This is a genomic window from Halanaerobium sp. ST460_2HS_T2 (assembly GCF_003337665.1).
In the GTDB taxonomy this organism is placed as follows: Bacteria; Bacillota; Halanaerobiia; order Halanaerobiales; family Halanaerobiaceae; genus Halanaerobium; species Halanaerobium kushneri.
The window spans coordinates 12,987-25,477 of sequence record NZ_QPJF01000007.1 but is presented as its reverse complement, the minus strand read 5'-3'; the positions used below and the strand labels follow the sequence as shown (position 1 = coordinate 25,477).

Below are 12,491 nucleotides of genomic sequence, written 5' to 3'. Positions count from 1 at the left end.
ATTTATTAAGTTTTTATATACAGCTGAAAATATTTTTTTAACTATTTTTATTTAAGCTGTTTTAACACCGGGCTTATTTTTGTTTCTGAACTGTAGATATAATACCGCTGCCAGTAAAGCAACACCTAAAATATCAGACTGCCAGCCTGGAAATAATAGTGCTATAGAACTTCCCAACAGAATAAATCTTTCGAAAATAGTAGTCTGTCGGTTTAGATAACCAAGTACTGCTGCTGCTAGCGAAAAAACTCCCAGAATTGAACTTCCAGTTATTAAAATAACCTGAGATATTGTTGTGTCTATCAGGAGCAGAGAAGGCGAATATGCAAAAACAAATGGCACCACAAAACCAGCAATAGCAAGTTTAACAGCTGTAATTCCTGTCCGCAGTGGGTTGGAACCTGCTATACCTGCTCCGGCATAAGCAGCGAGTGCGGCTGGAGGAGTCAGATCTGCTACTACTCCAAAGTAAAGTACAAAGAGATGAGCGGCTAAAATTGGTACTCCCAGTTGAGTTAAAGCTGGTGCAGCCATAGTTGCCAGCACAATATAGGTTGCTGTTGTTGGTAATCCTGTTCCTAAGATAGTACAGGCAACCATGGTGAAAAATAAAGCCAGGAATAAATTACCATGCGCTAGAGCAACAGTAAGGCTGGTAAATTTGAGTCCCAGTCCAGTTAAAGTTGTTACTCCTACTATAAAACCAACTGCAGCACAGGCTGCGGCAACTCCAAGGGCAGAAATAGCGCCTTCCCTTAAGGTATCCATTAAATCCTGTAAACTCATCCGGGTATCTTCTTTAAGAAAACTTAAAGCAAAAGAAACAATAATTCCTAAAAAAGCAGCTCTGAGAGGAGTATATCCTCTAAATAGATAATAAAAAATGATTATCAAAGGAGCAATCATATGTCCTCTAGTTTTGAGAACAGTTAAAAATTTTGGAATTAATTCTTCACTCATTCCACTTAAACCAGCTTTTTTAGCTTCAAAGTGGACCATCAAACCAACTGTTATATAATACAAAATTGCCGGTAAAATTGCAGCTTTGGCAATTGTAACATAAGGAACACCAATAAACTCGGCCATAATAAAGGCAGCAGCACCCATAATTGGGGGCATAATCTGGCCACCTGTAGAAGCTGATGCTTCAACGGCAGCTGCGAATTTAGCATCATAACCAACTCTTTTCATCAGAGGTATTGTAAAAGAGCCAGTGGTTACTGTATTGGCAACAGAACTACCAGAAATTGAACCCATTAAACCACTGGAGACAACAGCAGCCTTGGCTGGTCCGCCAGTAGTTCTTCCAGTAAGAGACATAGCAAGATCAATGAATAAGTCACCAAGACCGGTTCTTTTAGCAAAGGCTCCCAGAAGTAAAAAGAGAAAGATATAGGTAGCAGATACTCCCAGAGGGATACCAAAAATACCCTCAGTTGTAAAGTACATATGACTTGCAATTCTGGACCAGGAATAACCGCGATGGGCTAACATCCCCGGCATTTGCTGGCCGTAGTGAGCATAAAGTAAAAAGATTATAGAAATAACAGGTAATTCAGGTCCTAAGGCCCTTCTTGTTCCTTCCAGTACAATGATAATTGCTAAAATTGCCATAAATTGATCCAGCTGATTGTACATTCCTGCTCTGTGTACCAGTGCCTCATAATTAATAATAATATAAGAAGAAATAGCAATACTTCCCAGGGCAAGTACTAGATCGAAAGCGAGTATTAATTTATTTTTTTTCTTCTTCTTTAAAGCTGGATAAAGAAGAAAGATAAGGGTAAAGATAAAGCCCAGGTGAACAGCTCTCTGTTTAAGAGCCAGTAAAACTCCAAAGCCAGCTGTATAAAGATGAAATAAGGATAAAGTTATTGCAATTGTTGAAACTAAAATTGCAGCCAGACCAGTATACTGTCTGTAATCTGTGCTGGGATCATATTTTTTTAATAGCTCATCTTCTTTTAAATGTTCTTTTTCAGCCATTTTAAAACCTCCTTTTAATAAATCTAAAATAGCTAATTTTTTCTGTTTTAATTTGAAGCAGGGTTTCAGTTTTTATTTCTTTATAAAGAGGAAATGTATTCTCCTTAAAAATAAATTCATGTTTTGCATAATCACTAACTCTAAGTAGAATTTCTGGCAAATACTGATCAATATCTTTAATTATAAACTTATCATCTTTTACCAGGTACTCTCCTCGGACAGCTTCAGTTGGCAGACCTGCTCCATAAGATTCATATTCTGTTCCGGTTAATAATATTTTTCCATCTTTGATTTCAAAGAATTCTATGACCGGGGTTCTGGCTACTGAGTGAAGATATTTAATACTAAATTCTGCGCCTTCCTCAGCTCTTTTTTGCCAGATTAACTTATCTTCTTGATAATCAATTATCTGCAGTACATTTACTTTAAAAACAAAGAGTGAAAATATTACTATAAGTAATAATGAAAGCAAAAAAAATTTTAATAGTGTATTTTTTTTCATAAGAAATGAGAGCCGGGTATTTTTCAATACCCGGTTATCCTCCTTCAATAATTATTTTAAAGGCATAATATAATTTTATCTTATTTAAAGATAATCAAAGATAATAACTAAATTACTTTAATTTCTTTGATAATTTATTTAACCTCATCATAATATTTTTGAGCACCAGGATGTAATTTTACTGTCATTCCATCCATAGCACTTTCCAGTTTAATATCTCTGGCTCTATCATGAGCAGCAATTAAAGTATCTCTATTTTCAAAAATTGCCTTAGTAATCTCATAAACCACATCTGTACTTAAATCTGAATCAGCAACTAAGATAGCTTTTAAAGCTACAGTTTGAATGTCATTATCTAAACCATTATAACTACCTGCTGGAACAGTTACTCCAGTTAAATAAGGATATTCGCTATTTAAGGCTGCAATATCTTCATCACTAAAGTTAATCAGAGAAATATCCTGTGTTGCTGCAACATCCATAACAGCAGCTGTAGGGATACCAGCAGTTAAGAAAGCCGCATCAATCTGTCTATCTTTAAGACGGCTTGCTGCTTCACCAAATGACAGATAATCTTCTTCTATATCATCATAAGTCAAACCAAAGAATTCTAAGATTTGTTTTGCATTAGCTTCAGCACCACTACCAGGTGCACCAACTGCTACACTTTTGCCTTTCAGGTCTGCAATTGATTCGATTCCAGCATCACTTCGAACTACAATCTGGATAACTTCGGGATATAAAGCTGCAATTCCACTCATATTATTAACCTGGTTATCTGCAAACTGATTCTCACCATTGACAGCATAACTGGCAATATCATTTTGCAGAATAGCTAATTCGACTTCCTGGTTGTAAATTAAACGAGTATTAGTAACAGAAGCTCCAGTTGATTGAGCAGAGGCATTCATATTATCGATGTTTTCATTCAATACCTTGGCAATTGCGCCTCCTACAGGATAATAAGTACCTGAAGTACCTCCAGTTGCAATTGAGAGGAAGGTTGTTTCTGCAGAAACCATCCCACTGAATAAAAGACTAAAAGTAATAACGGCAGTAACTACTAGTAAATAATTTTTCTTTTTTAACATAGATTATATCTTCTCCCTTCTAGAATTTAATACTTTAACACTTTAATATAAATATTTTTAGATTAAAATGTTCCTATTCAATTTTACAATAATTTGAGTCAAAAAGCAAATAGATAAGAAAGCGTTCAAAGCATAATAGCTTTTAAATACGCGGATTTTAGTATACATTACTTCAAAAACTCAATATATTAATAATAGTCAAATAAATCAAAATGTATTAATAAATCCAGATCTGAAGAGAAATGTTAAAAATATAAAAATAAACAAAGTGAAAACTTGAACAAACACAAAATATAGTTTATAATAAAGATAAAGTTAATATCTGATCAGCCGGGGCCACCTGTCTGAAAGGATATCATATTTTTGCACTTCCTGAATTTAAGGAAAATTTCTGAGGATCAGGGGAGGGGATCTTTTTATGCCTAATTTTACCCTGCCTATTTTTGGTAGGGTTTTATTTTTCTAAGAGTACAAAAGAAAATTATCACAATCGATGGAGGTAAATGATGAAAAAAAGAATTGGCTCAGTAGCGTTGGTTGTAGAGAAAAGAGAGCAGGTAAGTGATCAAATTAATAAAATTTTAAGCAGTCATGCAGAGTGTATTATTGGAAGAATGGGGATTCCATCAGCAGAACATGGGCTGTCCATGATTTCTTTAATTGTGGAGGGAACTCCGGATGAGATAGGTGCAATGACAGGAAAGCTGGGTAATTTGCCCGGTGTGAACTTAAAATCAGCATTAACCAGTGTACAGGTACCGTGAACCTGTCGTATTGTGTAGTAAAATAAAACTTAATGTCGAAAAACACCTATATTCGACATAAAAAAACAAAAAACGGGTGGTACACGGCACCAGTACTTTAATTAGGAGGAGATTATAATTAATTATTTTAAAGAAGAATTTGGAGATAATTATCGGACTGAAATTTGTGATTATATAACTGATGAGAAAATTGAAGGTATTTTAGATTCGGCAAAGGAACCCAGTCAAAAAGAAGTGAAAAGAATAATTGATAAAGCCCTGGAACTTAAGGGGATTACTCCAGTTGAAGCAGCAACACTGCTTCAGGTAGAGGATGAAGAACTGATTGACCGCTTCCTGGAAGCGGCCCGCAGAGTTAAAGAAGAAATTTATGGTAAGAGGTTGGTGATTTTTGCACCCTTGTATTTTGCCAACCAGTGTGTTAATAACTGTCTTTACTGTGGTTTCCGCAAAGACAACCATCAGGTTGATCGCAAAAAGCTTTCACAGCAGGAAATTCGCAGCGAAGTTGAAGCTTTAGAGCGGGAGGGGCACAAAAGACTTTTGGTTTTAACCGGGGAAGCTCCAGTTACTGATTTGGATTATGTTGTAGAAAGTATTAAAACTGCCTATGATGTAAAAACTGAAAATGGAGGGGAGATTAGAAGAATAAATGCAGAAATTGCTCCCTTAAGCACAGAAGATTTTAAAAAGCTAAAAGAATCTGAGATTGGAACCTATACCTGTTTTCAGGAGACTTATAACCGGAAACAGTATCAAAAACTGCATCCAGATGGTCCAAAGAGTAATTATGAATGGAGACTTTCAGTTATGGATAGGGCTCAGGAAGCCGGAATTGATGATGTAGGTATTGGAGCCTTATTTGGACTTTATGATTATAAATTTGATGTGATTGGAATGCTTTTACATGCTGAGTATTTAGATCAAAAGTATGGAGTTGGACCACATACAGTTTCCGTGCCCAGGCTCAATCCTGCTTTGGGAACTCCCTTAGATGAGGTTCCTTATCCTGTTTCTGATGCTGATTTCCGCAAATTAGTTGCAGTTTTAAGATTGGCTGTGCCTTATACAGGAATGATTTTGTCAACCAGAGAGAGTACAGAAATGCGTAATGAACTTTTTGAACATGGAGTTTCTCAGATTTCTGCAGGTTCCCGTACAACTCCCGGTGGTTATGAGAAAAAAGAAGAAAACAAAGAAGAACTGGCCCAGTTCTCACTTCATGATCTGCGTCCAATTGATGAAATAATTACAGGAATCGCAAAGGATGGCTATATTCCAAGCTTCTGCACAGCCTGTTATCGTCTGGGCCGAACCGGAAAAGATTTTATGGATCTGGCTAAGCCAGGTAAGATTCAGGAATTTTGTCGCCCCAACGCAATGCTGACTTTTAAGGAATATTTAGAAGACTATGGAACTGAAGTGAGCCGTAAACACGGCAAAGAATGTTTGAGTGAACTGATGGAGAAACTGGAAAATGATAATCCTAAACTTGCTGAAAATATTGCTGCTAAGCTTGATGATATTTCTGATGGAAAGCACGATTTATACCTTTAGCCTTTAAGTTCTTCAATAATATAATGATTAATATAATGATTTTAACTTAAAATCTAAAGCCAAGTTTTAGTAGGAAAGTGATTTGATTTTAAATGATATAACTTTTTTTAATAAAATTTTTAAAATAAGGAAGTGGGAAAATGAATTCTACAGCCAAGGGAGATCGACCACATATCGCAGTTTTCGGTAGGCGGAATGTTGGTAAATCTTCGTTAATAAATAAACTGACTAATCAGAAGCTGGCCCTTGTTTCCAGCCAGCCGGGAACAACTACTGACCCTGTTTATAAAGCAATGGAGCTGCTGCCAATTGGTCCTGTGATGATGATCGATACAGCGGGGATTGATGACCAGGGTGAGCTTGGAGAAATGAGGATCAAAAAGACCAAAGAAATTATGCGCAAAACTGATCTGGCCCTGCTGGTTATTTCTGCGGTTCAGGGAGCAGGAGAATTTGAAGCTGATTTGATTAAAGAATTCAAAGAACGGGATATTCCATTTATTGTGGTGCTGAATAAAATTGAGCTTTTGGAAACAGAAAGGGCTGAGCAGAGATCTGTTTTAAAGGAGCTTGATCAATTTTTAAAGAAATTCAAGCTCGAATTCATTAAAGCCAGTGCAGACCAGGAAATTAATATAGACTTAATTAGAGAAGTGATCGCAGAAGAGATGCCGGAAGACTGCAGCCGCCAGACAATTATGGGAGATTTAATTAACACAGGTGATACTGTTGTTTTAGTGACTCCTATTGATAGTGCTGCTCCCAAGGGGAGACTAATTCTACCTCAGGTACAGACAATTAGAGATATTCTGGATCATGACGCTGCTGCTCTCGTAACTAAAAAAACAAAGGTTAAATCAGAAATTGATAAATTAAAAAATCCTCCCAAAATTGTTGTTACTGATTCTCAGGCTTTTGAAACAGTTTCCAAAGAGGTAGCAGAAGAAATATTGCTGACAGGTTTTTCCGTTTTATTTGCACGCTATAAAGGTGATCTGAAGACCTTTGTCCGGGGAGCAAAAGCAATGGAAAAATTAAAGGCCGGAGATAAAGTGCTGGTAGCTGAAGCCTGTACTCACAGACGTCAGCAGGATGATATTGGAACAGTCAAAATACCAAATTGGATCCACAGTAAAATAAGCCCTGGAATTGAATTTGACCATGTTTCAGGTAGGGAATTTCCAGATAATCTGGAAGACTATACAGTGATTTTACACTGCGGCAGCTGCATGTTAAACCGTAAAGAAGTTCTATCACGGCTGAAGGAAGCAGAGGCTGCGGGGGTTCCGGTGATTAATTATGGAATGGGTATTGCCTGGCTGCACGGGATTTTGGACCGAGCTCTGGAACCTTTTCCAGAAGCTTTAGAACTCTGGCAGCAGGATCAAGAAAAAATTGTAGGAGTGATTTAGTTGAATCAGTTTGAAATCAAAAGAATAATTGATCAGGCATATGATAAAGCTCAATTAAATAAAGAGGATATTACTGCTATATTGGCAGAAGATTTAGCCAATCTAGATTATTTATTACAAAAAGCAGATGAAAAGCGAGACGAAATTTGTGGTGATGAAGTACATTTAAGAGCTATTATAGAATTTTCCAGCTACTGTAAACAAAACTGTTATTATTGTGGATTGAGAAAAGATAACCAGCAGCTCAAACGCTATCAGTTAAAGTCAAAAGAAATTATTGAAACTGCTCAAATGGCGTCTGAATTGGGTTATCAAACAGTGGTTCTGCAGTCAGGAGAGGATGATTATCCTGCAGAAGAAATAGCTGAAATTATCAAAAAAATTAAAAAGACTACAGCTATGGCAGTAACTCTGAGTTTGGGAGAAAGAGATTTTGAGGCTTATAAACTCTGGCGGGAGGCTGGGGCAGATCGATATCTTTTAAAACATGAAATAGCAGATAAAGTACTTTATCAAAAATATCATCCAGGAATGAGTTTTGAAAATAGAATTGAAAGTCTAAAATATTTAAAGGTTTTAGGTTATCAGATTGGAAGTGGAGTTATAATTGGTCTGCCGGATCAGACTCCGGCAATTCTGGCTGAAGATTTGCTGCTCTGTCAGGATTTAGAACTTGATATGATTGGTTCAGGTCCTTTTATTCCCCATCAGCAGACACCGTTAAGAGGGAGTGAAAAAGGAACAGTCGAGATGACTTTAAAATTTACTGCTTTAAGCCGACTTTTACTACCTTTAGCACATATTCCGGCGACAACTGCGCTGGGGACCATTGATGCTGAAGGGCGCCAAAAAGCTCTGCAGGCAGGAGCCAATGTAGTTATGCCTAATGTAACAGATGGCAGATATCGAGAACAGTATCAGATTTATCCAGATAAAATATGTGTAAATGAAGAAGCAGGAGATTGTCGTCAGTGTATCGGCGGTATAATAGCTTCACTTGGTCGTTATGTAAGTCAGAATCAGGGTCACAGCTTAAGAGAGTAAAAGTTAAATATTAATAAAAAACAACTCCCAATTTAAACTGCAGATTTAAAATTACTGCAGCTTGAGTTGGGAGTTTAATTATTTTCATCTGATTCATTTTCCTTTTTTTCATGTTCATGTTCGCTGAAATCAAGAGCCTTATTTGTAGCTGCGAAATATTCGGTTTCAGATAGATAAATATTACCTTCACCTACTTTATCAGTCAGCCCAATTTTACGGAACATTTTAAGTAAACGCTCATTAACTCCAGTCAGCATAATCTCCCCACCATTTTCCTGAACCTGGTCTATAAATTCTTCTAAAACTTTAATAATTGTGATATCAATTCTTCTGACATTTCTCAGCCTGATAATAAAATCTGTATTTGGTTCAAAAAATTCTTCCAGCTGATCTTTTAAATCATCAGCAGCACTAAAATGAACCGCCCCTTTGAGATCAACGACCCTTGCCTGTTGGGATGAGATTTCAGATTCATCAGCTTTTTTATGGTGGACATGGTGCAGATGATAACCCTGGTCATCGTCTTTTTTATCATAATAGAGCATATCAATATCAGCTTTTTTTGAAATTTGTAAAACGACAACTAAAGAAACTAAAACACCAAAATAGATTGCCTGATCAATATTTGGCAGCACAATTGTAGCAATAAAGGTTGAGCTGAAAATTAGAGCATCTCCTTTAGTAGTTTTTAAATTCCTAATTACTTCTTTGAAATCTAAAATGCCTATAGCTGCAGCTATAACTAGACCTGCTAAGACAGAAACTGGAATATAGGCTAGATAAGTTCTGAAAAATAAAATAAAAAACACAATAGAAATGGCAGAAAAAAATTGTGAAACTCTGTGTTTGGCACCAGCACTCAAGTTGGCAAATGTCTTGGCAAAGGAAGAAGAAATGGCAAAGCCGCTAAAAAATGAAATAACCATATTGGTAATTCCCTGACTCTTAAACTCTCGATCAAAGTTGGGTTCCTCATCTGTTTTTAAAGCCAGAGACTGCAGTACAGCCATTGTCTGAATCAGTCCCAATAAGGCAATAGAAAAGGCTTTAGTATAAACCTGACCGATTAGACCCCAGTCTAAACTTATCAGATGAAAATCTATAATTCTTTTCGGAATTTCTCCAACCAGTGGTATTGACTGATTAATTCCAGCTGTTGTAGTTAGGATAGTCATTAAGACTACTGTTATTAGATATTCCGGCAGTGATTTCTTGATTAGGGGTATCACAAAGATTAAAAATAAAGTTGCTGCCCCAACTGCTAAATTAAGATAATTGAGCTCGGAAATATTTGAAATAAACTGGGTGCTTTTGGTGATTACATTTGAACCACTGACCCTGACCCCGGTGAAATTTTCTATTTGAGAAAATAGAATTAAAATAGCTGCTCCATGAGAAAGGGCGACAACAACAGGGTGTGAAATGTACTTTATTAATTCACTGAGGTTAAAACTGACAAGTAAAAATTGGAATAAACCAATTAAAAAGGTCGTTAAAAATATGACCTGCAGATAATTTTCTCCCTGAAAATTATTTAAACTGCTGTAGAGAGCAACTGTGATCATATTGGTAGGACCTACAATTACATAAGAAGAAAAATTAAAAATAGAGGCAGTCAGCATCGAAAAAATAGAGGCGTAAATTCCGTAAATTGGATTAATTCCTAAAATTAAAGCATAGGCCATATTCTGCGGCAGAGCAATAGTAGCAGTGGTTAAACCGCTCAGCATATCCCCACTGTATTTTTTAAACAATTTTTTTATATTTAGCAAGGTGGTTCACCCCAATTCTGGATTATATTTTTTTCTTTGCTTCTAGTTTAACAGGCCAGCCTAAAACTTTCAATTGAAAAAGGAATTTTATAATTTAATTTTGCATAGGCAGAGAGCAGGATCAGTAAGCTGCAGCATCTAAAAACACAAGATAAAATTTATTGAAATATATTTTTAGATACTTGAAAAATAAAATAAAATTTATTAAAATAAAATGAGAAATTCTGCTGCAAAAAAAACTAAAATAATTTAAAACGAAGCTGATTAAAAAATATTGAATTTAATAGGAGGAGATGAATATGTTAACAAAAAATAATTATTTAACTGCAGTATTCATTTTGCTTATTCTATTATTTGTTTTTTTTCAACCATATTGTGTACAGGCACAAGAAAGTCAAAATAAGACAAATATTGAAGGTACACCAACTTTTAATCAAGGAATACTTATTATTATTTTATTAATATTTTTGCTTTTAGTTATGTTTATATGGGAGCCGCTTCCAATAGGTGTTATATCTTTATGTATACCAGTTATTTTAATTATACTTGATTTTTGGACGAAGGTCTCAGTTGAGGATGCTTTATCAGGATTTAGTAATTCAGCGACAATTACAGTTATGGCAATGTTTGTAATTAGTAGGGGAATTCAAAATAGTGGAGCAATGCAATTTCTAGGAAATAAAATTATTAAATATACTGGTGATAATGAGAAAAAACAAGTGATTGCAATAAGTGGACTGACAGGTATTATTGCTGGTTTTATTAATAACACTCCGACAGTTGCTACTTTTATACCTATGGTGACTGATTTAGCTAGAAAAACAAAAGTATCTCCCTCTAAATTGTTAATCCCACTCTCTTATGCTGCTATGCTGGGTGGTACATTAACTTTATTAGGGACATCCACTAATCTTTTAGGAAGTCAGGTATCTGCTCGCTTGATAAACCATCCTTTTTCCATGTTTGAATTCACAAAATTAGGGATAGTAGTATTTGTGGTGGGAATTTTATATTTAATAACAATTGGACACCGCTTAATACCCGAAAGAATTAGACATGATCTAAAAGATTATATAGAAGAATATGAGATAGAAAAATATTTAACTGAAATAAAAATAGCTGAAAATTCTCCTTTAATTGGACAGGATATAGGAGAATTATTGTCAAATAAGGGTAAGAATTTAGATATTATACAATTAAATCGCAATAATGAAAAATATATGGAACCTCTAGAATTAAAAACAATTAGGCCAAATGATCATTTGGTTATTAGAGCAGATTATGAAACTGTTTTAGAATTTGCAAAGATTAATGGGGTAATTATTCTACCAGAAATTAAAATTTCTCAGGCACAATTAGAAAACGAGATAACCGGGCAAAAAGTAATTGAATTAGTTATTCCTGATAACTCGTTTTTGAAAGGCAGGACTATAAATAATGTTAATTTCCTTAATCGTTATGATGCAAGTTTGCTTGCAATTAGACATGGAGGAGAAATTGCCCATACTGATATTAAAAATTTTTATTTGAGAGAAGGGGATGTTCTTCTATTACTGGCTGCTGAAAATACTATAGAAAGGCTAAAAGAAAATCAAAACTTTATAATAAGAGAAAGGGATGAAACAGAAACTATTGCTTATAAGCCTTTAGATATTATTTTATCAGTAGGAATCGCTTTTTCGATAATTATTTTGGCATCACTTAAAATATTGCCGATTCCGATTGCTACTTTAGCAGGTATTGCAGCAATGGTTATCTTAAAATTAATAGATCCACAGGAAATATATGATTCAATTAATTGGGAAGTTATTTTTCTTTTAGCGGGTTTAATACCACTAGGGGTTGCAATTGAGCAGACTGGAACTGCTAAGTTTATAGCTAATCAGATTTTAAATATTGCAGGATTTTTACCGGATATTATTGTTTTGGCGATATTTTATTATATGACTACATTACTTACAGATATAATAAGTAATAATGCCACTGTGGTACTTATGATTCCGGTGGCAATAAATGCTGCAGATCAGATTGGAGCAAATCCTTTTGCCTTTGTTTTAGCAGTAACATTTGCTGCTAGTGCTTCGTTTGCGAGCCCGGTAGGCTACCAAACAAATTTAATGGTTTATGGACCGGGAGGTTATAAATTTAGGGATTATGTACTAGTAGGTGCACCCTTAGAAATAATAATGGCTGTTATAGTACCAATTGCTATTTCAATATTTTGGGGGTTATAAAGCATATAACTGTCATAGAACTACAGTAAGTCGAGAAATTAAGAAGGGCTTAATGTTCAAAAAATAAAGGTTATGAGCTGAAGCAGAAAATGAAAGAAAAAATGGTGCAGAATTATTAGATGGGGAACA

The 12,491-nt window shown here is 35.2% G+C and carries 9 protein-coding genes; 5 read left to right on the top strand and 4 right to left on the bottom strand.

Features of this window, described 5'->3' with window-relative positions; genetic code table 11:
- Positions 1 to 51 precede the first annotated feature (51 nt).
- From DFR80_RS04640 to DFR80_RS04630, 3 genes are all read right to left on the bottom strand, one after another.
- Complete coding sequence (locus DFR80_RS04640; RefSeq protein ID WP_114489324.1) at positions 52 to 1,986, bottom strand: TRAP transporter permease; 1,935 nt, start codon at positions 1,984 to 1,986, stop codon at positions 52 to 54.
- 1 nt (position 1,987) lies between these two features.
- Entirely contained in the window at positions 1,988 to 2,488 is a 501-nt protein-coding gene (locus DFR80_RS04635) for a DUF1850 domain-containing protein (RefSeq protein WP_233493719.1), read from the bottom strand.
- A 134-nt stretch (positions 2,489 to 2,622) separates the two neighbouring features.
- On the bottom strand, positions 2,623 to 3,579 hold the full coding sequence (locus tag DFR80_RS04630) for a TAXI family TRAP transporter solute-binding subunit (RefSeq protein WP_114489322.1): 957 nt from the start codon (positions 3,577 to 3,579) through the stop codon (positions 2,623 to 2,625).
- A gap of 506 nt (positions 3,580 to 4,085) precedes the next feature.
- On the opposite strand from DFR80_RS04630, the gene DFR80_RS04625 reads away from it, so the two are divergent.
- The 4 genes from DFR80_RS04625 (at position 4,086) to hydE (ending at position 8,356) form a co-directional block, all read left to right on the top strand.
- Complete coding sequence (locus tag DFR80_RS04625; protein WP_114489321.1) at positions 4,086 to 4,343, top strand: TM1266 family iron-only hydrogenase system putative regulator; 258 nt, start codon at positions 4,086 to 4,088, stop codon at positions 4,341 to 4,343.
- 111 nt (positions 4,344 to 4,454) lie between these two features.
- Positions 4,455 to 5,900 (top strand): [FeFe] hydrogenase H-cluster radical SAM maturase HydG, encoded by a 1,446-nt coding sequence (gene hydG, locus DFR80_RS04620; RefSeq protein ID WP_114489320.1) that lies wholly within the window; start codon positions 4,455 to 4,457, stop codon positions 5,898 to 5,900.
- A gap of 140 nt (positions 5,901 to 6,040) precedes the next feature.
- Entirely contained in the window at positions 6,041 to 7,312 is a 1,272-nt protein-coding gene (gene hydF, locus DFR80_RS04615) for a [FeFe] hydrogenase H-cluster maturation GTPase HydF (RefSeq protein ID WP_073156619.1), read from the top strand.
- Positions 7,313 to 8,356: a [FeFe] hydrogenase H-cluster radical SAM maturase HydE gene (gene hydE, locus DFR80_RS04610; RefSeq protein WP_076544231.1), complete on the top strand. Its 1,044-nt coding sequence runs from the start codon at positions 7,313 to 7,315 to the stop codon at positions 8,354 to 8,356.
- Between the two features lie 74 nt (positions 8,357 to 8,430).
- Here hydE and DFR80_RS04605 read toward each other — a convergent pair whose 3' ends face one another.
- Entirely contained in the window at positions 8,431 to 10,128 is a 1,698-nt protein-coding gene (locus tag DFR80_RS04605; RefSeq protein WP_084566092.1) for a SulP family inorganic anion transporter, read from the bottom strand.
- 299 nt (positions 10,129 to 10,427) lie between these two features.
- On the opposite strand from DFR80_RS04605, the gene DFR80_RS04600 reads away from it, so the two are divergent.
- Positions 10,428 to 12,362: an SLC13 family permease gene (locus DFR80_RS04600; RefSeq protein WP_233493717.1), complete on the top strand. Its 1,935-nt coding sequence runs from the start codon at positions 10,428 to 10,430 to the stop codon at positions 12,360 to 12,362.
- Positions 12,363 to 12,491 lie beyond the last annotated feature (129 nt).

Bases quoted from the DNA above. Each gene is read 5' to 3' on its own strand.
- DFR80_RS04640 (WP_114489324.1), bottom strand. From the start codon at position 1,986: ATGGCTGAAAAAGAACATTTAAAAGAAGATGAGCTATTAAAAAAATAT.
- DFR80_RS04635 (WP_233493719.1), bottom strand. From the start codon at position 2,488: ATGAAAAAAAATACACTATTAAAATTTTTTTTGCTTTCATTATTACTT.
- DFR80_RS04630 (WP_114489322.1), bottom strand. From the start codon at position 3,579: ATGTTAAAAAAGAAAAATTATTTACTAGTAGTTACTGCCGTTATTACT.
- DFR80_RS04625 (WP_114489321.1), top strand. From the start codon at position 4,086: ATGAAAAAAAGAATTGGCTCAGTAGCGTTGGTTGTAGAGAAAAGAGAG.
- hydF (WP_073156619.1), top strand. From the start codon at position 6,041: ATGAATTCTACAGCCAAGGGAGATCGACCACATATCGCAGTTTTCGGT.
- DFR80_RS04600 (WP_233493717.1), top strand. From the start codon at position 10,428: ATGTTAACAAAAAATAATTATTTAACTGCAGTATTCATTTTGCTTATT.